The organism is Streptomyces sp. AC627_RSS907, from assembly GCF_019049165.1.
The window spans coordinates 15,012-38,701 of record NZ_JAGMUE010000222.1; the positions used below are offsets into that span (position 1 = coordinate 15,012).

21 protein-coding genes are annotated in these 23,690 nt (G+C 70.3%); 6 read left to right on the forward strand and 15 right to left on the reverse strand.

All coding sequences use genetic code 11. The features are described 5' to 3' along the window. Nucleotides 1-54: 54 nt before the first annotated feature. The 4 genes from KUM32_RS32435 to KUM32_RS32450 form a co-directional block, all read right to left on the reverse strand. Entirely contained in the window at nt 55-1,692 is a 1,638-nt protein-coding gene (locus tag KUM32_RS32435; protein ID WP_217145515.1) for a ubiquinol-cytochrome c reductase cytochrome b subunit, read from the reverse strand. After that, the gene (locus KUM32_RS32440) at nt 1,689-2,747 is read right to left on the reverse strand and encodes a ubiquinol-cytochrome c reductase iron-sulfur subunit (protein WP_217145516.1); all 1,059 of its coding nucleotides are present in this window, start codon (nt 2,745-2,747) and stop codon (nt 1,689-1,691) included. The genes KUM32_RS32435 and KUM32_RS32440 overlap by 4 nt, the downstream gene beginning before the upstream one ends. Continuing rightward, nucleotides 2,744-3,553, reverse strand: coding sequence for a c-type cytochrome (locus KUM32_RS32445; RefSeq protein ID WP_217145517.1), 810 nt, complete (start codon nt 3,551-3,553; stop codon nt 2,744-2,746). The genes KUM32_RS32440 and KUM32_RS32445 overlap by 4 nt, the downstream gene beginning before the upstream one ends. 65 nt (nt 3,554-3,618) lie before the next feature. Next, on the reverse strand, nt 3,619-4,239 hold the full coding sequence (locus KUM32_RS32450) for a heme-copper oxidase subunit III (protein ID WP_029393865.1): 621 nt from the start codon (nt 4,237-4,239) through the stop codon (nt 3,619-3,621). Between the two features lie 208 nt (nt 4,240-4,447). Between KUM32_RS32450 and KUM32_RS32455 the strand changes: the two genes are divergently transcribed. Continuing rightward, the gene (locus tag KUM32_RS32455; protein ID WP_217145518.1) at nt 4,448-4,849 is read left to right on the forward strand and encodes a hypothetical protein; all 402 of its coding nucleotides are present in this window, start codon (nt 4,448-4,450) and stop codon (nt 4,847-4,849) included. A gap of 62 nt (nt 4,850-4,911) precedes the next feature. On the opposite strand, the gene KUM32_RS32460 is transcribed toward KUM32_RS32455, so the two are convergent. The 4 genes from KUM32_RS32460 to coxB all read right to left on the reverse strand — a co-directional run bounded on the left by KUM32_RS32460 (nt 4,912) and on the right by coxB (nt 9,416). Continuing rightward, complete coding sequence (locus tag KUM32_RS32460; RefSeq protein WP_217145519.1) at nt 4,912-6,186, reverse strand: Ig-like domain-containing protein; 1,275 nt, start codon at nt 6,184-6,186, stop codon at nt 4,912-4,914. Between the two features lie 142 nt (nt 6,187-6,328). Then, nucleotides 6,329-6,727: a cytochrome c oxidase subunit 4 gene (locus KUM32_RS32465; RefSeq protein WP_217145520.1), complete on the reverse strand. Its 399-nt coding sequence runs from the start codon at nt 6,725-6,727 to the stop codon at nt 6,329-6,331. Then, nucleotides 6,724-8,460 carry a cytochrome c oxidase subunit I gene (ctaD, locus tag KUM32_RS32470; RefSeq protein ID WP_217145521.1) on the reverse strand — a complete coding sequence of 579 codons (1,737 nt, stop codon included), beginning with the start codon at nt 8,458-8,460 and terminating at the stop codon, nt 6,724-6,726. The genes KUM32_RS32465 and ctaD overlap by 4 nt, the downstream gene beginning before the upstream one ends. After that, on the reverse strand, nt 8,457-9,416 hold the full coding sequence (gene coxB, locus KUM32_RS32475) for a cytochrome c oxidase subunit II (protein ID WP_217145522.1): 960 nt from the start codon (nt 9,414-9,416) through the stop codon (nt 8,457-8,459). Before coxB ends, ctaD begins: the two co-directional genes overlap by 4 nt. Before the next feature lie 326 nt (nt 9,417-9,742). Here coxB and KUM32_RS32480 point away from each other — a divergent pair, with 326 nt between their 5' ends. Further along, entirely contained in the window at nt 9,743-11,125 is a 1,383-nt protein-coding gene (locus KUM32_RS32480; RefSeq protein WP_217145523.1) for a cysteine desulfurase/sulfurtransferase TusA family protein, read from the forward strand. 18 nt (nt 11,126-11,143) lie between these two features. Here the strand turns inward: KUM32_RS32480 and KUM32_RS32485 are convergent, their stop codons facing one another. Continuing rightward, nucleotides 11,144-12,118, reverse strand: coding sequence for a carbohydrate kinase family protein (locus KUM32_RS32485; RefSeq protein WP_217145524.1), 975 nt, complete (start codon nt 12,116-12,118; stop codon nt 11,144-11,146). A gap of 133 nt (nt 12,119-12,251) precedes the next feature. Between KUM32_RS32485 and KUM32_RS32490 the strand changes: the two genes are divergently transcribed. Both KUM32_RS32490 and KUM32_RS32495 read left to right on the forward strand, forming a co-directional pair. Next, the gene (locus tag KUM32_RS32490; RefSeq protein WP_254406453.1) at nt 12,252-12,500 is read left to right on the forward strand and encodes a hypothetical protein; all 249 of its coding nucleotides are present in this window, start codon (nt 12,252-12,254) and stop codon (nt 12,498-12,500) included. A gap of 92 nt (nt 12,501-12,592) precedes the next feature. Continuing rightward, the gene (locus tag KUM32_RS32495; RefSeq protein ID WP_217145525.1) at nt 12,593-14,116 is read left to right on the forward strand and encodes a hypothetical protein; all 1,524 of its coding nucleotides are present in this window, start codon (nt 12,593-12,595) and stop codon (nt 14,114-14,116) included. 80 nt (nt 14,117-14,196) lie between these two features. On the opposite strand, the gene KUM32_RS32500 is transcribed toward KUM32_RS32495, so the two are convergent. Continuing rightward, the gene (locus KUM32_RS32500; protein ID WP_217145526.1) at nt 14,197-14,553 is read right to left on the reverse strand and encodes an iron-sulfur cluster assembly accessory protein; all 357 of its coding nucleotides are present in this window, start codon (nt 14,551-14,553) and stop codon (nt 14,197-14,199) included. Nucleotides 14,554-14,804: 251 nt separating this feature from the next. Between KUM32_RS32500 and nadA the strand changes: the two genes are divergently transcribed. Further along, the gene (gene nadA, locus KUM32_RS32505; RefSeq protein WP_217145527.1) at nt 14,805-15,989 is read left to right on the forward strand and encodes a quinolinate synthase NadA; all 1,185 of its coding nucleotides are present in this window, start codon (nt 14,805-14,807) and stop codon (nt 15,987-15,989) included. A 183-nt stretch (nt 15,990-16,172) separates the two neighbouring features. Further along, on the forward strand, nt 16,173-16,994 hold the full coding sequence (locus tag KUM32_RS32510) for an SAM-dependent methyltransferase (RefSeq protein ID WP_217145528.1): 822 nt from the start codon (nt 16,173-16,175) through the stop codon (nt 16,992-16,994). Nucleotides 16,995-17,189: 195 nt separating this feature from the next. Here the strand turns inward: KUM32_RS32510 and KUM32_RS32515 are convergent, their stop codons facing one another. The 5 genes from KUM32_RS32515 to KUM32_RS32535 form a co-directional block, all read right to left on the reverse strand. Then, nucleotides 17,190-20,309 (reverse strand): efflux RND transporter permease subunit, encoded by a 3,120-nt coding sequence (locus KUM32_RS32515; protein WP_217145529.1) that lies wholly within the window; start codon nt 20,307-20,309, stop codon nt 17,190-17,192. Between the two features lie 202 nt (nt 20,310-20,511). Then, entirely contained in the window at nt 20,512-21,198 is a 687-nt protein-coding gene (locus KUM32_RS32520; RefSeq protein ID WP_217145530.1) for a response regulator transcription factor, read from the reverse strand. Further along, nucleotides 21,195-22,415, reverse strand: a complete 1,221-nt coding sequence (locus tag KUM32_RS32525) for a sensor histidine kinase (protein ID WP_217145531.1) — start codon at nt 22,413-22,415, stop codon at nt 21,195-21,197. Before KUM32_RS32525 ends, KUM32_RS32520 begins: the two co-directional genes overlap by 4 nt. Before the next feature lie 113 nt (nt 22,416-22,528). Further along, nucleotides 22,529-22,813: a hypothetical protein gene (locus tag KUM32_RS32530; protein WP_217145532.1), complete on the reverse strand. Its 285-nt coding sequence runs from the start codon at nt 22,811-22,813 to the stop codon at nt 22,529-22,531. A 20-nt stretch (nt 22,814-22,833) separates the two neighbouring features. Further along, nucleotides 22,834-23,619 (reverse strand): PspA/IM30 family protein, encoded by a 786-nt coding sequence (locus KUM32_RS32535; RefSeq protein ID WP_302185202.1) that lies wholly within the window; start codon nt 23,617-23,619, stop codon nt 22,834-22,836. Between the last annotated feature and the right edge of the window lie 71 nt (nt 23,620-23,690).

The window sequence follows — 23,690 nt, forward strand, 5'->3', positions numbered from 1 at the left end:
CCCGTCCGCAGACCGGACGGGGCCCTTCGACCGTGGTGTGGCGACGCTGGAGGGTCAGTGGTGGCCGTGGCCGCTCGTGATCTCCTTGTACTCCTCGACAGTCGGCTTCGGAATCTGCGCGTCCTCGCCGTAGTACGCCTTGCTGAGCTTGGCGCGGAGCTTCTCCATGCCCTTCGGCTTGCGCTCGACGCCGTTCTCGTCGACCGTCGGGCCGATCTCGGCCGGCTTGTACTGCTCGTGCGCCGTGAGGGTGTACAGCTGCTCCTGGCTGAGCGGCTCGTGCACCTCGATGAACTCACCGTGCGGCAGGCGCTTGATGATGCCCGCCTCGCGGCCGTGCAGCACCTTGTCCCGGTCCCGGCGCTGGAGGCCGAGGCAGATCCGCTTGGTGATGACGAACGCGACGACCGGACCGACGAAGAACGCGATGCGGACGAACCAGGTGATCGCGTTGATCGACAGGTGGAAGTGCGTGGCCCACAGGTCGTTGCCGCCACCGATCAGCAGCACGAAGTAGACGGTCAGCCAGGCAACACCGAAGGCCGTACGGGTCGGGGCGTTGCGCGGGCGGTCCAGGATGTGGTGCTCGCGCTTGTCGCCCGTGATCCAGGACTCGATGAACGGGTAGACGCCGATCGCCACCAGGACCAGCGGGAAGATGATCAGCGGGATGAGCACGCCCAGGACGAGCGTGTGACCCCAGAAGTTGATCTCCCAGCCGGGCATGACACGGATCAGGCCCTCGGAGAAGCCCATGTACCAGTCGGGCTGGGCGTTGGTGGACACCTGGTCCGGACGGTAGGGGCCGATGCTCCAGACCGGGTTGATCGTGGCGATGGCCGAGATCGCGGCGATCACACCGAAGACCAGGAAGAAGAAGCCTCCGGCCTTCGCCATGTACACCGGCAGCAGCGGCATGCCGACGACGTTCTTGTTGGTCTTGCCGGGACCCGCGAACTGCGTGTGCTTGTGGTAGAAGACCAGGATCAGGTGGCCGACCACCAGACCGAGCATGATGCCCGGCAGCAGCAGGATGTGGATCGAGTAGAACCGGGCCACGAAGTCGTGGCCGGGGAACTCCCCGCCGAAGAGGAAGAACGAGATGTACGTGCCGATGATCGGCACGGACAGGATCGCGCCCTCCATGAAGCGGATACCGGTGCCCGAGAGCAGGTCGTCCGGGAGCGAGTAACCGGTGAAGCCGGTGAACATGCCGAGGACGAACAGCAGGAAGCCGAACAGCCAGTTGATCTCACGCGGCTTGCGGAACGCGCCGGTGAAGAACACGCGCATCATGTGCACGAACATGCCGGCGAGGAAGACCAGCGCCGCCCAGTGGTGGATCTGCCGGATGAGCAGACCACCGCGGACGTCGAAGCTGATCTCCAGCGTCGAGGCGTACGCCTCGCTCATCAGCTGGCCCTGCATCGGCACGTACGAACCGTGGTACGTGACCTCGTTCATCGACGGGTGGAAGAACAGCGTCAGGTACACACCCGTGAGGATGATGATGATGAAGCTGTAGAGGCAGACCTCACCCAACATGAACGACCAGTGGTCGGGGAAGATCTTGCGCATGTTGGCCTTGGCCAGGGAGTAGATCCCCAGTCGGCCGTCGGCCCAGTCGGCGACGCGCTCGCCGGCCGGTGCCTTCCCGCGAGAGCGGGGGGCTTCGTTGGCTGTAGTGCTCATCCGCGCTCCCAGAAAGCAGGACCGACGGGCTCCTCGAAGTCGCCGAGCGCTTCGAGGTAACCCTCGTCGTTCACGCCGATGCGCAGCTGCGGCAGGGCGTGACCGGCGGGACCGAAGATCACCCGGGCGCCGTCGGCAAGGTCGAAGGTGGACTGGTGGCAGGGGCAGAGCGCGTGATGCGTCTGCTGCTCGTACAGGGAGATCGGGCAACCGACGTGGGTGCAGATCTTCGAGTACGCCACGATGCCCTCGTGCGACCACTCGAGCTCGCGCTTGTCCTTGATGGCCTCCGGCTCCAGCCGGATGATCATCAGCGCCGCCTTGGCGATCTCGTTCTGGAACTCCTCGTCGTGCTCGTCCAGGCCCTGGGGCATGGCGAAGGTGAGCGAGCCCACCGCGACGTCGGAGGGACGCAGCGGTTCGTGGGTGTTCATGTTGACGAGCATCTTGCCCTTGGACCACAGGGTGTGGCGGAGCTTGGTCTCCGGCAGCGGTCCGAGGTCGCGCAGCAGGACGACGCCGGAGAGCGGCACCAGGGTGAGCGCGCCCAGCATCGTGTTGCGGATCAGCTTGCGGCGCCCGATCACGGACTCCTTGGCACCCTGCCTGAAGTCCGCGTGGACCTTGGCACGGACCTCCGCAGGGGCCTCGATCGGGTGGCGCTCGTCGGCGATCTCCTCGTCGGACATCAGGGTGCGGGCCCAGTGGACCGCGCCCGCGCCGATGGCGAACAGCGAGACGCCGAGCGTCATGCCGAGCGCGAAGTTCAGCGCGCTGATGTGACCGAGCGGGAAGATGTAGACCGACTTGTCGACCGGGATCGTCACGAACGCGGCGATGAAGCCGATGGTGGCCAGCATCGACACCGTGAACAGCAGGGCGACCGTGCGCTCGGACCGCTTGGCGGCCCGCTCGTCGTCGTCCTGGACGCGGTGCTCGTGGGGCGGCAGGCCCGGGTCGGCGAACGGGTTCTCCTCGTCCGCGACCTTCACCGAGCCGTGCGGGGTGTCCTGCGCAGCGGGCAGGTTCTCTTCTGGAATGTCTTGGCTACTCATGACTTCTTGGCCTTTGCGGTCCGAGCGGCGACCCAGACGGCGACGGCGATCAGCGCGCCCAGTCCGAAGACCCACGCGAACAGACCCTCACTGACCGGACCCAGGCCGCCGAGGTTGAGGCCGCCGGGTTCCACGGTCTCGTCGCCGTTGACCGCGTCCAGGTAGGCGATGATGTCCTTCTTGTTCTGCTCCGACAGGGTGGTGTCGGGGAAGGAGGGCATGTTCTGCGGGCCGGTCTGCATGGCCTCGTAGATGTGCTTCGGGTCCACGTCCTCGAGCGACGGTGCGAACTTGCCGTGGGTCAGCGCGCCGCCCTTGCCGGTGAAGTTGTGGCACTGCGCGCAGTTGGTGCGCCACAGCTCACCGCCCTTGGCGACGTCCGCGCCCTCCGGACCGTACTTGTCCTTCGAGGGGACGGCCGGACCGGCGCCCAGCGAGGCGACGTAGGCCGCCAGCTGGTCGATCTCCGCCTGGGAGTAGATCACCTTCTTGCGCGGGACCTGTGCGCCCGGCTGCTGGGCCGGCATACGGCCGGTGCCCACCTGGAAGTCGACGGCAGCGGCGCCCACGCCGACCAGGCTCGGACCGTCGGTGGTGCCCTGACCTCCGGTGCCGTGGCAGCTGGCACAGCCGACGGCGTAGAGCTTCTTGCCCTCGTCGATGGCGAGGGACTGGGCGGTTTCATCGGCCTGCGCCTTGCTCGCGGGTGCGAACGCGGCGTACAGCCCCCCTGTGCATGCCAGCGCGAGGAGTAGGACGACGAGCGCCGCCAGCGGGTGGCGTCGTCGTGCGGAGAGCTTTTTCACGGATTACCCCGGTGTCAGGATCTTCTGCGTCGATGCTTCTGGTATTGCGCGGGTGCGTGCCGCGACTACTTGATCATGTAGATCGTGGCGAAGAGGCCGATCCAGACGACATCGACGAAGTGCCAGTAGTAGGACACGACGATGGCGGCGGTCGCCTGCTCGTGGGTGAACCTCCGGGCCGCGTAGGTGCGGCCGAGGACCAGCAGGAAGGCGATGAGGCCGCCCGTCACGTGCAGTCCGTGGAAGCCGGTGGTCAGGTAGAACACCGAGCCGTACGGGTCCGACGAGAGCGACAGGCCCTCGTGCTTGACCAGCTCGGTGTACTCGAACACCTGACCGCCGATGAAGATCGCACCCATCACGAAGGTGACGATGAACCACATCCGGAGCTTCTTCACGTCCCCGCGCTCGGCCGCGAACACGCCGAGCTGACAGGTGAGGGAGGAGAGCACCAGGATCGTGGTGTTCGTCGCGGAGAACGGGAAGTTCAGCGCGTCGGCCTTCTCGGACCAGAAGTCCGGGCCGGTCACCGATCGCAGGGTGAAGTACATCGCGAAGAGGGCCGCGAAGAACATCAGCTCGGAACTCAACCAGATGATGGTTCCGACGCTGGTGAGGTTCGGCCGGTTGACCGACGGGTGCGCGTGCCCGGTTTCTACTGTCGTTGCTGTCGCCACGACCGACATTATGTCGGTCGCTTATCCCGCCCTCACCCCGGGGGGTGCCGTTCGGAGTGTCCGCACCCTCTGTACTGCCCGTATGGCCCATCGAACGGCACCTCGAAGCCGTGTCCGAACCAGTGTTGACGGGGTGTTCAAGGGAGTAGCATCCGGCGCGACGGGCTACGACAGCGTCATCGGGCTTCATCGGTCTTCACCGCGTATCGGAGGAAGCATGCAGGCGACCGCCACGGTGCTGGTCTACAGCGACGACTCCAACACCCGCGAGCAGGTGCGGCTGGCGACCGGCCGGCGGCCGGCCCCGGACGTGCCCGTGGTCGAGTTCGTGGAGTGCGCCACCCCGGCCGCCGTGCTCAAGGAGCTGGACAAGGGCGGGATCGACGTCTGCGTGCTGGACGGCGAGGCCGTGCCCATGGGCGGCATGGGGATGTGCCGGCAGATCAAGGACGAGGTCTTCCGGTGCCCGCCGGTGCTGCTGCTGATCGCACGGCCGCAGGACGCGTGGCTGGCCACGTGGAGCCGTGCGGAGGCGGCTGTGGCGCTGCCGGTGGAGCCGGTCGAGTTCGCGGGTGCGCTGGCCTCCCTGCTGCGGCAGAGGCATCTGCAGAGCGCCTGAGAGCCGTGGGGACACGCGGCTGCGCCGGGTGTCCCCACGGTCCCGCGCCCCTCTCGGGGCACTCACACCGCCGCCGGTCGCAGCCGCGCCGCCTCCTGACTGTGCGCGGCGCTGCCGGCGCCACCCGTAAGGGCACTGCCGGTGCGCCACTTGGTCCAGTCCAGGTTCCAGTCGCCGAAGCCGTTGCCGAAGGACTCCATCGTCTTCCCACCGGAGTTGACGACCTGGACGAGGTCGCCCTCCTGGACCGCGCCGAAGAACCACTTCGCGTTGGCGTTGCTCATGCCGACGCAGCCGTGGCTGACGTTCGCGGAGCCCTGGGAGCCGACGGACCAGGGCGCGGCGTGCACGTACTCGCCGCTCCAGGTGACCCGGGTGGCGAAGTAGACGGGCAGGTCGTACGACTCCGAGGACCCCTCGGCGATGCCCACGGTGCTGCTGCGCATGCGTACGAAGGGTTCCTTGCCCAGGACGACCTTGACGCCGTTGCGCGTCTCGAAGCCGGGTTTGCCGGTGGTGACGGGGATCTTCCGGATCTCCGTGCCGTCCCGGTAGACCGTCAGGGTGTGCGCGGCGGCGTCGGTGACGGCCACGACGTGGTCCTCCGTCGTGATCTTCAGGGGCTTGGCGGTGCCGCCCCACATCCGGTCGCCGATCTTGATGCCCTCGAGAGCGCTGCGGACCTGGACGGTGGCGTGGGCGGGCCAGTACTCCCGGGGCCGGTAGTGGAGCTTCTTGTCGTCCACCCAGTACCAGGCGCCTTCGACCGCGGGCGTGGAGTCCACCTTCAGGGCGCGTTCCACCACGGCCCGCTGGGCCTTGTCCCGGACCGGCTGGCTCAGGTCGGCGGTGATGGGCTGGCCGACGCCGTACGCGCCCGCCTCGGGCCCGAAGACGACGTTCAGGGTCTTCTTCGCGCTGGGTCTGCCGGTCTCGAGGGTGAGGATCTTGCGGCCGGGCTCGCCGTCGTCGTTCTCGGTGCTCACCCGCACGGTGTAGCGGGCGTTGGCGGCCAGTGGGGAGGTGCTGTGCCAGCGGGCCCCGTCGGCGGAGAGTTCGCCCGCCACGTAGCGGCCCGTCGCGTCCATGGCCGTGACGTCCGTGATGCGCCCGTCGGCGCCCTCGGCGACGACCTCCAGGGGCTTGTCCGGGTCGGCCTTCTCCCCGGCGTCCGTGGGGCCGTTGAAGGAGATCTGGCCGGCCGCGTCGTACGGCGCGGCCGACAGCGGGTTGTCGTCGCCCATGCAGGCGGTGACGCTCGCGCCGAGGGCGATCACCAGCAGGGTGCAGCCGACGACCTTACGCCCCCGCGCCTGGAAGTGAACCGTGTCGCTCATGGCCTCACGCTACGGAGCGACGTCAATCGCGGCACGGCGGGTAACCCGGACGAGTGAGTGAGGAGGTGACGAGAACGGGCCGGACACGCAAGGGCCCGGACACTCCTGAGGGAGTGTCCGGGCCCTTGGCGCCCAGTGGGTGCTACTGGGTGCGGTTCTCACCGCGGTAGTACTCGAAGACCCAGCCGAACAGGCCGACGAGGATGACCGGTGCCGAGAAGTACATGACCCACCAGCCGACCGCCACGCCCAGGAAGGCGAGGGCGCCACCGACGCCGAGCGCCAGGGGCTGCCAGCTGTGCGGGCTGAAGAACCCGACCTCTCCGGCGTCGTCCGCGACGTCCGCTTCCTTGTTGTCCTGGGCGCCGGCGTCGACCCGCCTGGCCGTGAAGGCCAGGTAGAAGCCGATCATGATGGCCAGGCCGAAGGCCAGGAAGAGGGCCGTGGTGCCGGCCGGCTCCTTCGACCAGTAGCCGTAGACGATCGCGACGATCAGGATGAAGACGCTCAGCCAGATGAAGAGCTTGCCCTGGATCTTCACTTGCCGGCCTCCTTGCCACCAGCGAGAGCCTTCTCCCCGTGACCGACGTTCTCGAGCTGGTCGATCGCGGAGATCTCCGGGTGGTGCAGGTCGAAGGCGGGGGATTCACTGCGGATGCGGGGCAGGGTGAGGAAGTTGTGCCGCGGCGGCGGGCAGGAGGTCGCCCACTCCAGGGAGCGGCCGTAGCCCCACGGGTCGTCCACGCCGACCGGCTTGCCGTACTTGGCCGTCTTCCAGATGTTGTAGAAGAACGGCAGCAGGGACATGCCGAGCAGGAACGAGCTGATCGTCGAGATCGTGTTCAGGGCGGTGAAGCCGTCGGCGTTCAGGTAGTCGGCGTACCGGCGCGGCATGCCCTCGGCACCCAGCCAGTGCTGGACCAGGAACGTGCCGTGGAAGCCGACGAACAGCGTCCAGAAGGTGATCTTGCCCAGGCGCTCGTCGAGCAGCTTACCGGTGAACTTCGGCCACCAGAAGTGGAAGCCGGCGAACATCGCGAACACCACCGTGCCGAACACCACGTAGTGGAAGTGCGCCACCACGAAGTACGAGTCCGAGACGTGGAAGTCCAGCGGCGGCGAGGCCAGGATGACACCCGTCAGACCACCGAAGAGGAAGGTGACCAGGAAGCCGGCCGACCACAGCATCGGTGTCTCGAAGGACAGCGAGCCCTTCCACATGGTGCCGATCCAGTTGAAGAACTTCACACCGGTCGGGACCGCGATCAGGAAGGTCATGAACGAGAAGAACGGCAGCAGCACACCGCCCGTGACGTACATGTGGTGCGCCCACACCGTCACCGACAGACCCGCGATCGCGATCGTCGCGGCGATCAGGCCCATGTAGCCGAAGATCGGCTTGCGGGAGAAGACCGGGATGATCTCACTGACGATGCCGAAGAACGGCAACGCGATGATGTACACCTCTGGGTGTCCGAAGAACCAGAACAGGTGTTGCCACAGCAACGCCCCGCCGTTGGCCGCGTCGAAGATGTGCGCACCGAACTTGCGGTCCGCCTCCAGCGCGAACAGGGCCGCGGCCAGCACCGGGAAGGCCAGCAGGACCAGCACACCGGTCAGCAGCACGTTCCAGGTGAAGATCGGCATGCGGAACATGGTCATGCCGGGCGCGCGCATGCAGATGATCGTGGTGATGAAGTTGACCGAGCCGAGGATGGTGCCGAAGCCGGAGAAGGCCAGACCCATGATCCACAGGTCACCGCCGATGCCCGGCGAGTGCACCGCGTCGGACAGCGGCGAGTAGGCGAACCAGCCGAAGTCGGCCGCGCCCTGCGGGGTCAGGAAGCCGCCCACCGCGATGAGCGAACCGAACAGGTACAGCCAGTAGGCGAACATGTTCAGCCGGGGGAAGGCCACGTCCGGCGCGCCGATCTGCAGCGGCATGATCCAGTTCGCGAAGCCGGAGAACAGCGGCGTCGCGAACATCAGCAGCATGATCGTGCCGTGCATCGTGAACGCCTGGTTGAACTGCTCGTTCGACATGATCTGCAGGCCCGGCCGGGCCAGCTCGGCGCGCATGACCAGAGCCATCACGCCACCGATGCAGAAGAACGCGAAGGACGTGATCAGGTACAGCGTGCCGATCGTCTTGTGGTCCGTGGTCGTCAGCCACTTGACCACGATCTCGCCACGCCTCTGGCGCCGGACCGGCAGCTCATCCTGGTAGTGGGATCCTGCTGCCGCGGCACCCTGGGGTTCGTTGAGGATGCTCACAGGTTGTTCGTCTCCCGGTTCTTCTCGTGGCTCGTCTGCGCGATGCCGGCGGGAACGTAACCGGTCTGCCCCTTCTTCGCGAGGTCCTGGAGGTGCTGCTCGTAGCGCTCCGGGGAGACGACCTTCACGTTGAACAGCATCCGGGAGTGGTCGACGCCGCACAGCTCGGCGCACTTGCCCAGGAACGTGCCCTCCTTGTTGGGGGTCACCTCGAAGGCGTTGGTGTGGCCCGGAATGACGTCCTGCTTCATCAGGAACGGCACCACCCAGAAGGAGTGGATGACGTCACGCGAGGTCAGGACGAAGCGGACCGTCTTGCCCTTGGGGAGCCAGAGGGTCGGGCCCGGGTTGTTGGTCTGCGGGTTCCGCGTACCCGGGACACCGCAGTCGAAGGTGCCGCCGGCGTTCGCCGGGAACTCCTTCTTGAACCGGTCCGGGATCGCGGCCAGTTCCTTGGAGGTCTTGGCGTCCCCCGTGGAACCGGCGACGTCCTCGACGTAGTTGAAGCACCAGCTCCACTGGAAGCCGACCACGTTGACCGTGACGTCGGGATTCTTCTTGAGGCTCAGGAGCTCCGACTCGTCACGGGCGGTGAAGTAGAACAGCACCGAGACGATAACGAGCGGAACCATGGTGTACAGGGCCTCGATGGGCAGGTTGTACCTGGTCTGCGGAGGGACCTCGACCTTGGTGCGGCTGCGCCGGTGGAAGAAGCAACTCCACAGGATCAGGCCCCACACCAGCACGCCGGTGGCCAGCGCGGCAGCCCACGATCCCTGCCACAGGGAGAGGATCCGCGGAGCCTCTTCCGTGGTTGGGGTGGGCATGCCGAGGCGGGGGAAGTCCTCGTATGTGCAACCGGTGGCGGTCGCCAGGACCAGGCCCGCGGTCAGTGCCTGCAGCAGCTTCCGCCGCATCGGGCGCCGCGGCGAGCGGTCGGAGCCGTTGGGACTCACGTAGCGCCTTCCCGAGAGTCTCGCCCGCGCTGTTCGGCTGCGGCCTTCTCGCTGGTCGGTCGCCGCCCTGCGTCGGGCAGGGGTTTGATGTTTATGCGGACCAAACCCTAGCCGACGCCCTCCGGGGGTTCGCGGGGAGGGTGGCATACGCGCCGCCGGTCACTCCGAAGGGTGGGCTCAGGCGCCTACGGAGGGTCGGACCGGGGGTGTTCGGCTGCCCGCGGCTCGTCGTGGCCGCTCGCGCGCACGCCGGCGCGGCCCGGCCGGCGACGCGGCCCGGCCCCCCTTTGGGGGCGCGGGCCGGCCGGACGGCATAGCGTTGCGGTGTGTCCTACTTCGATGCCGCCTCCGCCGTCCCTCTTCACCCTGTCGCCCGGCAGGCGCTGTTGGCCTCCCTGGACGAGGGGTGGGCCGATCCCGCCCGGCTCCACCGGGAAGGGCGCCGGGCGCGGTTGCTGCTCGACGCGGCGCGGGAGGCGGCGGCCGAGGCCGTGGGGTGCCGGGCGGACGAGCTGGTGTTCACTCCTTCGGGGACGCGGGCGGTGCATTCGGGCGTCGCGGGGGCGCTGGCCGGTCGGCGTCGCGTCGGACGTCACCTGATCGTGTCAGCCGTCGAACACTCCTCTGTACTGCACGCGGCCGACGTGCACGAGGGCGACGGCGGGACGGTCACCCAGGTGCCCGTGGACCGGACGGGGACGGTGGACCCGGCGGCGTACGCGGCGGCGCTGCGCGACGACACCGCGCTCGCCTGTCTGCAGTCCGCCAACCACGAGGTGGGCACCGAGCAGCCGGTGGCGGCCGTGGCCGAGGCCTGCCGGGCGGCGGGTGTGCCGCTGCTGGTGGACGCGGCCCAGTCGCTGGGCTGGGGCCGGGTGCCGGGCGACTGGTCGCTGCTCGCGGCGAGTGCCCACAAGTGGGGCGGGCCGTCGGGGGTCGGGCTGCTCGTGGTCCGCAAGGGTGTGCGGTTCGCGCCGCAAGGGCCCGGGGACGAACGGGAGTCGGGCCGGATGCCGGGCTTCGAGAACCTCCCGGCGATCGTGGCCGCGGCGGCGTCGCTGCGGGCGGTGCGGGCCGAGGCGGCCGAGGAGGCGGCGCGGCTGCGGGAGCTGACGGAGCGGATCCGGGCGCGGGTGCCCGCGCTGGTGCCGGACGTGGAGGTGGTCGGCGACCCGGTGCGCCGGCTGCCCGGCGTCGTCACCTTCTCCTGTCTCTATGTCGACGGGGAGACATTGCTGCACGAGCTGGACCGCGCGGGGTTCTCGGTCTCCTCCGGTTCGTCGTGCACCAGCAGCACCCTGACGCCGAGCCACGTCCTGCGGGCGATGGGCGTGCTCAGCGAGGGCAACGTCCGGGTGTCGCTGCCGCCGGGGACGCCGGCCGAGGACGTCGAGCGGTTCCTGGAGGTGCTGCCGGGGACGGTGGCCGCGGTGCGGGAGAAGCTGGGGGCGCCGGTGGCCGCGGGAGCCGTCCGGGACGCCGGGGCCGGCCTCGTCGTGGACGCGATCGGCCGGCGCTGCCCCATTCCGGTGATCGAGCTGGCCAAGGTCATCGGCGACGTGCCCGTCGGGGGCACGGTCCGCGTCCTGTCCGACGACGAGGCGGCCCGGCTGGACATCCCGGCCTGGTGCGAGATGCGGGGCCAGGAGTACGTGGGTGAGGAACCGGCGGACCGGGGAACGGCCTACGTGGTCCGCCGGTCGGACTGACGCCGCCGAGGGCCCGGATCAGCCCAGGTGCGCCCGGACCTCCGCGGCGGCCTCGTCGCCGTACGCCTTCGTGAACCGCTCCATGAAGTGCGCCCGCCGCAGCTGGTACTCCTGCGTGCCCACGGTCTCGATGACCAGCGTGGCGAGCATGCACCCGACCTGCGCGGCCCGCTCCAGGGAGACACCCCAGGCCAGGCCCGACAGGAACCCCGCGCGGAAGGCGTCGCCGACGCCCGTGGGGTCGGCCTTGCGCTCCTCGTCGGGGACGCCGACCTCGATGGTCTCCTCGCCGGCCCGCTCGATGCGCACGCCCCGGGCGCCGAGGGTGGTGACGCGGTGGCCGACGCGGCCGAGGATCTCCTCGTCGCTCCAGCCGGTCTTGGTCTCGATGAGCCCCTTCTCGTACTCGTTGGAGAAGAGGTAGGTCGCCCCGTCCAGCAGTATCCGGATCTCGTCGCCGTTCATCCGGGCGATCTGCTGGGAGAAGTCGGCCGCGAAGGGGATGGACCGCGTGCGGCACTCCTCGGTGTGCCGGAGCATCGCCTCCGGGTCGTCGGCGCCGATGGAGACCAGGTCGAGACCGCCCACGCGGTCGGCGACGGTCTTGAGCTCGATGAGGCGGGCCTCGCTCATCGCGCCCGTGTAGAAGGAGCCGATCTGGTTGTGGTCGGCGTCGGTCGTGCAGACGAAGCGGGCGGTGTGCAGGGTCTCGGAGATGCGCACCGAACCGGTGTCGACGCCGTGCCGGTCCAGCCAGGCCCGGTACTCGTCGAAGTCCGAGCCGGCCGCGCCGACGAGGATCGGCCGGGTGCCGAGCTGCCCCATGCCGAAGGCGATGTTCGCGGCGACGCCGCCCCGGCGCACGTCGAGCTGGTCGACCAGGAAGGAGAGCGAGACCGTGTGGAGCTGGTCCGCGACGAGCTGGTCGGCGAAGCGGCCGGGGAAGGTCATGAGGTGGTCGGTGGCGATGGAGCCGGTGACTGCGATGCGCACGGCGTGGACTCTCTCCTGAGGGGGAGGCGGGTTGACAGTTCACGCTACCCGGGAGTGCCCCCGGTTCGAAGCAGGCAAAACTACCCGGTAGTACAACTTTCTTCGCGGTCCGGGACATGCCTACGGTGCTGTTATGACGAAGCTGACGAGGCCGGGGACGAGCAAGCCGGGGACGACCAAGCCGGGGACCGCCGACCGCGCCCCGGCCGACCTGGACGGCGATCTGGCGTCGCTGCGCGGTGACTGCGCCCGGATGGCCCCGCGCTGGGCGGCTCCGGCGCGCGTCCTGCCCCGTGCCGTCCCGCTGTCGCTCATCCACGGCGTGCGGGTGCCGCGGACATCGGCCCGGTTGCTGGACGCGATGTCGGACTACGGCGACTGAGCCGTCCGGGCGACCCGCACGGCCGCCGGGAACCGGATCCCACCCCACCGCGTCCCATCGCTGTCCCCCGTAACAGCCGAAGGAGCGATGCGGTGAACACCGAGCGACCCGACAACGACGCCGCCGACGACGAGGCCGGCCGCGGGCGCCCCGCGCGGCGGCGTTCCCCGGCGCTCGCCGTCGCCTCCGTCGCCGCGGCCGTGCTGTTGGCCGGGACCGGTGGGGCGTATCTGGCCACGTCCGCCTCCGGCGGCGGTTCGGACGGCGGCACGACGTCCGGGGCACCGGGCGACGACACTCCCCCGCCGCTCCTCCTCGACGGCCACGGGGCGTCCGGGCAGGGTGGTTCCGGCGGCATCGCGCCCGGCGAGCCCGACCCGCACGGCGTCACCTACCGCGCCGGCGGCCCGCTCCCCGAGGGGCCCGGTTCGGCGCCCGTGTACCGGGCCGAGGGCCAGGTCACCGAGGAGGAGGTGACCCGGCTGGCGAAGGCCCTCGGCGTGGACGGGGCCCCGGTGGCACGGGGGGACGCCTGGCAGGCGGGCAACGCCAGGGACGGTTCCGGCCCGCTGCTCACGGTGGACCGGCGGGCGCCGGGCACCTGGAGCTTCCACCGCTACACGCCCGGCACCGACAACTGCAAGAAGGGCGCCGTGTGCGGGGCCGCCTCCGCCGACGGGACGCCGGTGGGCGAGGCGGCCGCGAAGAAGGCGGCGGCGCCGGTGCTGAAGGCGGTGGGACAGGACGACGCCAAGCTGGACGCGAGCCAGGTCATGGGCGCCCGGCGGGCCGTGAACGCCGAACCCGAGGTCGGCGGGCTGCCCACGTACGGCTGGACGACCGGGGTCGTCGTCGGCGCGCGGGGCGAGGTCGTCGGCGGCAGCGGGCAGGTGAAGGCGCCGGTCGAGGGGGACACGTACCCCGTCCTGGACGCCGAGGAGACGCTGGCGCTGCTGAACACGCCGGGCTCCGGCCCCGGGGCGGGCGTCGGGGGCTGCGCGAGCCCCGTACCGCTGCACCGGCAGGACGGCGCGGACACGCCCTGCGAGCCGGCGACGGACACACCGCGCAAGCCGGAGAGGCAGACGGTCACGGTCGAGGACGCGGTGTTCGGACTGGCCGCGCATCCGGTGCGGGGGCGGCAGACGCTGGTGCCGTCCTGGCTGTTCCAGGTGCGGGCGCCGGGCGCGCGGGACGCCTTCACGGTCACGTATCCGGCGGTCGCCCCCGAGTACCTGAGCACCACGCCCTCCGCCTCGCCGTCACCGGCCCCGTCCTCGTCGTCGCCGTCCGACCCGGCCTCGGGGACGGAGGACCGGCGGGACGTCCGGGTGAGCGGCTACACGGCCGAGGGCAGCGAGCTGACCGTGCACTTCACGGGCGGGGTGTGCGCCGACTACGCCGCGACGGCGAAGGAGAGCGCGCGGAAGGTGACCGTCACGGTGACCGAGACCTCGCAGCCGGACGAGGTCTGCATCCTGATCGCCAAGGAGCACGAGCGGACGGTGCGGCTGGACCAGCCGCTGGGTGACCGGACGGTCGTGGGCTCGGACGGCGGGGACGTCCCGGCGCACAAGCCGGGCGCGCGGCTGCCGGCGCCGTCCGGGGGCCGCTGACGCCCCGAGGCGCGAGAAGGGCGGCGGCCCGGGGTCGTCCCCGGGCCGCCGCCCTTCTCGTGCCGGTGGTGCCGCGTGGCTCAGCTGAAGGAGTCACCGCAGGCGCAGGAGCCCGTCGCGTTCGGGTTGTCGATCGTGAAGCCCTGCTTCTCGATCGTATCCACGAAGTCGATGGTGGCGCCGCCCAGGTAGGGGGCGCTCATGCGGTCGGTGGTGACCTTGACGCCACCGAAGTCCTTCACCACGTCGCCGTCGAGCGAGCGCTCGTCGAAGAAGAGCTGGTAGCGCAGGCCGGAGCAGCCGCCGGGCTGGACGGCGACGCGCAGCGACAGGTCGTCACGGCCTTCCTGGTCGAGCAGCGCCTTGACCTTCGACGCGGCGGCGTCGGTCAGGATGATGCCGTCGGTGACGGTGGTGGTCTCGTCCGATACGGACATCTACATCTCTCCCGGGTTGTACGGAGACTGCTTGCCGACGGTTCCAACCGGCGGAGCCGCGGATTCATTCCGGGGCGGGCCCGTGTCTTTCTCCTCGGCCTTCCCTTCATGCTCGCACACGCCCCGGGGAGCGGACAGCGGCTGCGGCACCGGGATTCACGTCACACCGACACTATGGGCATCGTCAAACTGACGTGAACCAGTTATGATATATAGCGTCAGTTCGACGAAAAGTAGAAAGGGTAGGTGTCGTGACCACCGCCCAAACCCAGGAGCTCGACGTACAGCCGACGCCCCTCGCCCTGCTCCTGCTCGGCCGTGAGGCCGACCCGAGGAGCGAGCGCGGCGTGGAGTGCCCCGGCGACCTGCCCTCCCCCTCCGACCCCGACCTGGTCGCACGCGCCCGCGCGGCCAAGGAGAAGCTCGGGGACAAGGTCTTCGTGCTCGGTCACCACTACCAGCGCGACGAGGTCATCCAGTTCGCCGACGTCACGGGCGACTCCTTCAAGCTGGCCCGGGACGCGGCCGCGCGCCCGGAGGCCGAGTACATCGTCTTCTGCGGTGTGCACTTCATGGCGGAGTCGGCCGACATCCTGACCTCCGACGAGCAGAAGGTGGTCCTGCCCGACCTGGCCGCCGGCTGCTCCATGGCGGACATGGCCACCGCCGAGCAGGTCGCCGAGTGCTGGGACGTGCTGACCGAGGCCGGGATCGCCGAGCAGGTCGTGCCCGTCTCGTACATGAACTCGTCGGCCGACATCAAGGCGTTCACCGGCAAGCACGGCGGCACCATCTGCACCTCCTCCAACGCCGAGCGCGCCCTGGACTGGGCCTTCGAGCAGGGCGAGAAGGTCCTCTTCCTGCCCGACCAGCACCTCGGCCGCAACACCGCCGTGCGGGACATGGGCATGTCCCTCGAGGACTGCGTCGTCTACAACCCGCACAGGCCGAACGGCGGGCTGACGGCCGAGGAGCTGCGCGCCGCGAAGATGATCCTGTGGCGGGGGCACTGCTCGGTGCACGGCCGCTTCAGCCTGGACTCGGTCAACGACGTGCGCGAGCGCATCCCGGGCGTGAACGTCCTGGTGCACCCCGAGTGCCGGCACGAGGTCGTGGCCGCGGCGGACTGCGTCGGCTCGACCGAGTACATCATCAAGGCCCTGGAGGCGGCCCCGGCCGGCTCCAAGTGGGCCATCGGGACCGAGCTGAACCTGGTCCGCCGGCTGGCGAACCGTTTCGCTCCCGAGGGCAAGGAGATCGTCTTCCTCGACAAGACGGTCTGCTTCTGCTCGACCATGAACCGCATCGACCTGCCGCACCTGGTCTGGGCGCTCGAATCCCTCGCCGAGGGCACCCTGGTCAACCGCATCGAGGTCGACAAGGAGACCGAGACCTACGCGAAGCTGGCGCTGGAGCGGATGCTGGCGCTGCCGTAACGGTCCACCGTACGAGGAAGGCCCGCCGGGGCTCGGTCCACGCCGAGCCCCGGTCCGCTTTCACGCCGTCGCCACGGGCGGCGCGGACACGGCCCCCGAACCACCTGACCAGCAGGCCGGGCGCGCCCTCGCGGTACTAGGTTGGTCCCTGATCGTCCACGCCAACTCCTAGGAGACGCCGCCGTGTCAGACATCCACTCGCAGGTCGCCGCCAGCGCGGAGATACGGGCCCGGATCGACACCACCACGCCGCACTCGGCCCGCTTCTGGAACTACTTCGTCGGCGGCAAGGACAACTACGAGGTCGACCGGGAGATCGGTGACCAGATCAAGGAGATCTTCCCCGGCCTCGTCGACGTGGCCGTCACCAGCCGGCTCTTCCTGGGACGCGCCGTCCGCCACCTGGTCCGGGAAGAGGGCATCCGGCAGTTCCTGGACATCGGCACCGGGCTGCCCACCGCCGACAACACCCACGAAGTGGCCCAGCGCGAGGCTCCCGACGCCCGGATCGTGTACGTCGACAACGACCCGATCGTGCTGACCCACGCGGGCGCCCTGCTCACCAGCACCCCCGAGGGCCGCACCACCTACCTGGACGCCGACCTCTACGCGCCCGACACCGTCCTGGAGGCCGCCGCCGGCACCCTCGACTTCTCCCAGCCGATCGCCCTGATCATCCTCAACACCCTCGGTCACGTCGCCGACTACGACCAGGCCCGCGACCTGGTCCGCAGCCTGGTCGCGGGCCTCCCGTCCGGCAGCCACCTGGTCATCAGCGACAGCACCGCCACGAGCGAGGGCATGATCGCCGCCTCGAACGCCTACAACGCCAGCGGCGCGACGCCGTACTACGTGCGCAGCGTCGAGGAGATCGCCGGCTTCTTCGACGGACTCGACCTGGTCGCCCCGGGCGTCACCCAGGTCCCCTCCTGGCGCCCGGACCCCGGGACCGGCCCGGCCGACGCCTCCGTCGACGCCTACTGCGGGGTCGCCCGCAAGCCGTGAAGCGGGGCCCGGCACCGGCCCGGCGGCGCGGGTTTGGGAACGCGGACCGGTGGCCCGGCGTGCGGCGTCCCGGCGACGCGGCCGGGATTCCCCGCACGGGGCGAAGGGTGGCCCCCCACGATGTCCGTGGGGGGCCACCCTTCGCCGTGTCTGTCCTTCGCCGCGTCCGTCCTTCGCCGCGTCCGCCTGCGGGACTCAGGCCTTCGCCGACTCCGGCTCGTGGGAGGTCCGCGACTGGGGCGGCACGCCGCCGCCCTTCTTCGCCGCCCGCTTCTTCGCGCGCCGCTCCTTGCGCAGCTCCAGCATCGTGTAGAGCGTCGGGACCAGCAGGAGCGTCAGCAGGGTCGAGGTGATCAGGCCGCCGATCACGACCACCGCCAGCGGCTGGGCGATGAAGCCGCCCTCGCCGGTGACGCCCAGCGCCATCGGGAGCAGGGCGAAGATCGTCGCCAGGGCCGTCATCAGGATGGGCCGCAGACGGTGCCGGCCGCCCTCGATCACCGCTTCGACGACGCCGTACCCCTGTCCCCGGTACTGGTTGATCAGGTCGATCAGCACGATCGCGTTGGTGACCACGATGCCGATCAGCATCAGCATGCCGATCATCGCCGGGACGCCCATCGGGGTGCCCGTGGCGATCAGCAGGCCGATCGCGCCGGTCGCGGCGAACGGGATCGACACCAGCAGGATCAGCGGCTGGGCCAGCGACCGGAAGGTGCCGACCAGCAGCATGAACACGATGGCGACGGCCGCGAGCATGGCCAGGCCCAGGTTGACGAACGCCTCGTCCTGGTCGGCGGTGACGCCGCCGATCTCGGCCGTGGCACCGGCCGGCAGGTCCAGCGCCTTGATCTTCGACTGGAGTTCGGTGCCCACCGCGCCGGTGTTGTCGCCGGTCGGCTTGGCGGTGATGGTCGCCGCGCGCTGACCGTCGATGCGGGTCATCGAGACCGGGCCGTCCACCAACCGCACGGTGGCAATGTCGCCGAGCTTGACCGCGCCGAGGTCCAGGGCCTTCAGCTCGGCCAGCGTCCCGGCCGGCTGCGCCGACCTGATGACGACGTCGCGCTCCGTGTCGTCCAGGATCGCCTTGGCGGCCGGGGTGCCGCGCACCGCCTGGCCGACGGCCGCGCCGAGCGTCTGGTCGTTGAACCCGGCCTCGGCGGCCTTCGCGTTGGCCTTGACCGAGATGCGCGGCACGCTCTGCGCCAGGTCGCTGGTGACGTCGGTGACGTCGTCGAGCCCGGCGACCGTCTCGCGGACCTTCTCGGCGGCCTCGCGGAGCACCTGCGCGTCGGCCGCCTTGACGACCACGCTCAGGTCCTGGCTGCCGAAGCCGTCACCGGCGGCGACCGTGGTGGTGCCGATGCCGTCGAGCTTCGCGAGCCCGTCCTCGATGTGGTCCTGGACGTCCTCGTGGGACGCGGAGTCCTCCAGCATGATCTGGTACGAGGCCTGGTTGGTGTCCGTGCCGCCGCCGAAGGCGGCCATGAAGCCGGACGAGCCGATGGTGACCTGGTAGTCCTTGACGCCCTCGGTCTCGCCGAGCAACTTCTCGACCTTCGCGGCCTGGGCGTCCGTCGCGCCGAGGCTGGTGCCCGGCTTCAGCTCCTGCTTGACGCTGAGGACCTTCTGGTCGCCCTGGTCGAAGAAGTTGGTCTTCAGCAGCGGCGCCATGCCGAACGTGCCGATGAGCACGACGACCGCGATGGCCACACTGGTGAGGCGCCGGCGGGTGGCGAAGCGCAGCACGGGCACGTAGAAGCGCTGGAGGCGGCTCTTCGCCTCCTTCTCCTCGGCCAGCCGGCGGGCCTCCTCGGCGTCCTCGGGGGTGCCCTTCGGCGGGCGCAGGAACCAGTACGACAGCACCGGCACGACCGTCAGGGACACCAGCAGGGACGCCAGCAGCGCCGCGGTGACGGTCAGGCTGAAGGAGCCGAACAGTTCGCCGACCATGCCGCCGACCAGGCCGATCGGCAGGAAGACGGCGACCGTGGTGAGCGTGGAGGAGGTGACCGCTCCGGCGACCTCGCGGACGGCCTTGAGGATGGCCTCCTGGCGCTCCTCGCCGTACCCGAGGTGCCGCTTGATGTTCTCCAGGACCACGATCGAGTCGTCGACGACCCGGCCGATGGCGATGGTCAGGGCGCCCAGCGTCAGCATGTTGAGCGACAGGTCGCGCGTCCACAGGACGATCAGCGCCAGCACCACCGACAGCGGGATGGAGACCGCGGTGACCAGGGTGGAGCGGACCGACGCCAGGAAGACCAGGATGATCAGGACGGCGAAGAGCAGACCGAGGGCGCCCTCGGTGGTCAGGCCCTCGATGGCCTTGGACACCGCGGGGCCCTGGTCGCTGACGACGGTGAGCGTCGCGCCGGAGCCGAGCTGCTCGCGCAGGTCGGGGAGCTTGTCCTCGACGGCCTTCGAGATGGCGACCGCGCTGCCGTCGTGGTCCATCGTCACCGCGACGGCGAGGGACGGCTTGCCGTTGGTCCGGGTGAGGGAGTCGGCCTTGGCCTCCTCCTCCTTGACGGTGGCGACGTCACCGAGGCGGACCGGCTTGTCGACGCCCTCGCCGGTGACCATGAGGTCCTGGATCTGCTTCACCGAGGTGAAGCCGCCGCCGACCTGGACGGTGCGGTTGGCGCCGCCCTCGTCGAAGGAGCCCGCGGGGACGGTCGCGCCGCCGGCCTGGAGGGACTGGGCGAGGGCCTGCGGGCTCACGCCGGCCTTGGCCAGCTTCGCCTGGTCGGGGGTGACGGTGACCTGGACGTCGCGGACGCCGTCGACCACGACCTGGGCGACGCCGTCGATGTCCTTCAGCTCGGAGACGACCGTCCTGTCGAGCTGGTCGGCCAGCGCCTGCTGGTCCTTGTCCGAGGTGACGGCGAGGACGACGGTCGGGATGTCGTCCGTCGAACCGGAGATGACCTGCGGGTCCACGTCGTCCGGGAGCTGGGCGCGGGCCCGGTTGACGGCCTGCTGGACGTCGGCGACGAGCTGCTGGGTGCCGTTGCCGTAGTCGAAGGACGCCATGATGACGGCGTTGCCCTCACTGGCCGTCGAGGTGATGCCCGAGATCCCGTCGACGGCCTCCAGGCTGTCCTCGATCGGTTCGACGACCTGCTTCTCGACCACGTCCGGGGAGGCACCCTGGTACGGCGCCAGCACGGACACCATGGGCAGTTCGATGGTGGGCAGGAGCTGCTGCTTGAGCTGGGGGATCGCGATCGCCCCGAAGACGAGGGCGACGATCGACATCAGCCCTATCAGGGCCCGTTGCGCGAGGCTGAATCTCGACAGCCAGGACATGGATCAGGGTCTCTCTTCTGTGGCCGAGCGGAGGGGACGGGGCGGCGTGCGGACGCCGGACGTGAGCGTCACAGCCGGACGTGAGCGTCTCAGGTGAGCGCCCACCCCAACACCCTGGGCCATGGGCGTCCCCGTATCCCTAGGCCCCAGGTCCATTTCCTTATGCGGCGCATACTCCCGTCGCAGTACACGCGGGTCGAGGTCACTCCACCCTCGGACGGACCAGCCCGGATTCGTACGCGATGACGACCAGCTGGGCCCGGTCGCGGGCGCCCAGCTTGGCCATGGCCCGGTTGACGTGCGTCTTCACGGTGAGCGGGCTGACCGCGAGCCGCTCGGCGATCTCGTCGTTGGAGTGCCCCCCGGCGACCTGGACCAGCACCTCGCGCTCCCGCACGGTCAGCGACTCCAGCCGCTCGGCGCGGGCGGGATCCCGGTCGGCGTCGTCCGCCGTGCCCTGCTGGGCGAGGAAGCGGGCGATCAGCCCCTTGGTGGCGGCCGGGGACAGCAGCGCCTCCCCGCCGGCCGCGACGCGGATCGCGCTGAGCAGTTCCTCGGGTTCGGAGCCCTTGCCGAGGAAGCCGGAGGCTCCCGCCCGCAGCGCCTGCACCACGTAGTCGTCGACCTCGAAGGTGGTCAGTATGACCACGCGGACATGGGCGAGGGCCGGGTCCGCGCTGATCATGCGGGTGGCGGCGAGGCCGTCCGTGCCGGGCATCCGGATGTCCATCAGCACCACGTCGGCCCGCTGTTCGGCGGCCAGCCGGGCCGCCTCCGCGCCGTCGGACGCCTCCCCCACCACCTCCATGTCGGGCTCGGAGTCGACCAGCACCCGGAAGGCGCTGCGCAGCAGCGCCTGGTCGTCGGCGAGCAGGACACGGATCGTCATACGGGGTCCTCCGCGGGGTGGGTGCGGTTGCTGACCGGAAGGATCGCATGGACCCGGAACCCGCCTCCGTAGCGGGGGCCGGTGGTGAGGGTGCCGCGCACCGCGGTGACGCGCTCGCGCATGCCGAGCAGCCCGTGTCCGCCGCCGTCGGTGGACGTCCCGGCCTGGCCGGTCCCGTCGTCGAGCACGGTGACCTCGATGTTGGGCCCCACGCGCACCACGCTGACCTCCGCCTTCGCCTGGAGCCCCGCGTGCTTCTGCACGTTGGTCAGGGCCTCCTGGATGATGCGGTAGGCGGCCAGGTCGACGGCGGCGGGCAACTCGGTGCCCTGGTCGGCGCGGGCCACCTCGACGTGGAGCCCGGCGTGGTGGAAGGTGCCGACGAGCTCCCCCAGGCGGTGCAGACCGGGCGCGGGTTCGGTCGGTGCCTCCGGCTCGCCGGACTGGCGGAGCAGGCCGACCGTGGCGCGCAGCTCGTCCAGTGCGGAGCGGCTGGCCGCCCGTACGTGGGCGAGGGCCTCCTTGGCCTGGTCGGGCCGCCTGTCCATGACGTGGGCGGCCACTCCGGCCTGGACGTTGACCAGGGCGATGTGGTGGGCGACGACGTCGTGCAGGTCGCGGGCGATGCGCAGCCGCTCCTCGGCGACCCGGCGGCGGGCCTCCTCCTCACGGGTCCGCTCGGCCTTCTCGGCCCGGTCGCGGATGGCCTGGACGAAGGCGCGCCGGCTGCGGACCGCGTCCCCGGCGCTGGCGCCGATGCCGGTCCAGGCGAAGACGGCGAGGTTCTCCTGCGCGTACCAGGGCAGGTCCCCGGCCAGCATGGCGGCGCCGGTGAGCACCGTCATGGTGAGCAGGCCGACCCGCCAGGTGGTGGGGCGGTCGGTGGAGGCGGCGACGGTGTAGAGGGCGACGACCGCGGACATGACGACGGGTGCGCGGGGGTCGCCGGTGACGCTCTCGGCGACGGAGACGCCGCCGGTGACCGCGAGGACCGCCATCGGGGACCGGCGGCGGAACACGAGCACGGCGGCGCCGACGGTCATCAGGAGCAGGCTGAGCGCGTCGGGGGTGCGAAAGCCCCAGCTGACGCCTTCGGGGCCGTGCGGGTCCACGAGGGAACCGGCGACCATGCACACCAGGACCGCGGCCGCGAGGGCCGCGTCCAACGCGGAGGGGTGGGCGCCGATACTGCACCGGGCGCGGGCGAGGGTGCTCACGACGCCTTACGGTAGCCCGGGTGGGCGTCTGTCATCGGCGGTCCCGCATCAGTGGCCGTTGCCCGGGAGCCGTGCCGCCAGAGACCCGCTCCGGCCACGGCGGGCCGAAGGACTCACGCTCCGCCCGGGATGAGGCCGTCGTCGCTCAGCATCTCCTGGACCTCTTCCAGCGTGGCGTCCGAGGACGGGAGGATGAGGTCCGACGGCTCCAGGGAGTCGTCCGGGAGCGGCTCGCCCAGTTCCCGGACCTTGGCCAGGAGGGCCTGGAGGGTCGCGCGGAAGCCGGGGCCGTCGCCGTTCTCCATCTCGGCCAGGAGTTCGTCGTCCAGCTTGTCCAGCTCGGCGAGCCGTTCGTCGGCCAGCGTCAGCTGTCCCTCCCCCATGATCCGTACGATCATGTCGCCCTCCTAGGCGTGGCCTACTGCTTGTCGAAGCGCGGGGTGTCCTGCGGCTGCTGCCGGGGCTGCGACTGGCCCTGGCCGCCTTCGAGGGCCTGCCGGTCACCCGTGCCGCCGCCGGCCAGCTCGGCCTTCATGCGCTGCAGCTCCAGCTCTACATCCGTACCACCGGAGAGCCGGTCCAGCTCGGCCTGGATGTCGTCCTTGTGCATGCCGGACTGGTCGTCCAGGGCGCCGGAGGCGAGCAGTTCGTCGATGGCGCCGGCCCGGGCCTGGAGCTGGGCGGTCTTGTCCTCGGCCCGCTGGATCGCGAGGCCCACGTCGCCCATCTCCTCGGAGATGCCGGAGAACGCCTCGCCGATACGGGTCTGCGCCTGGGCCGCCGTGTAGGTAGCCTTGATGGTCTCCTTCTTCGTGCGGAAGGCGTCCACCTTCGCCTGGAGGCGCTGGGCCGCCAGGGTGAGCTTCTCCTCCTCGCCCTGGAGTGTGGCGTGCTGCGTCTCCAGGTCGGTGACCTGCTGCTGGAGGGCGGCACGCCGGGAGAGCGCTTCGCGGGCCAGGTCCTCGCGGCCCAGCGCGAGCGCCTTGCGGCCCTGGTCCTCCAGCTTGGACGACTGCGACTGGAGCTGGTTGAGCTGGAGCTCCAGGCGCTTGCGGCTGGTCGCCACGTCGGCGACGCCGCGGCGGACCTTCTGGAGCAGCTCCAGCTGCTTCTGGTACGAGTAATCGAGGGTCTCGCGCGGGTCCTCGGCCCGGTCGAGGGCCTTGTTGGCCTTCGCGCGGAAGATCATCCCCATACGCTTCATGACACCGCTCATGGGCTTCGCGCGCCCCCTTCTGACGGACTCCGGCTCCAGCACCTGCGACAGAACCCACA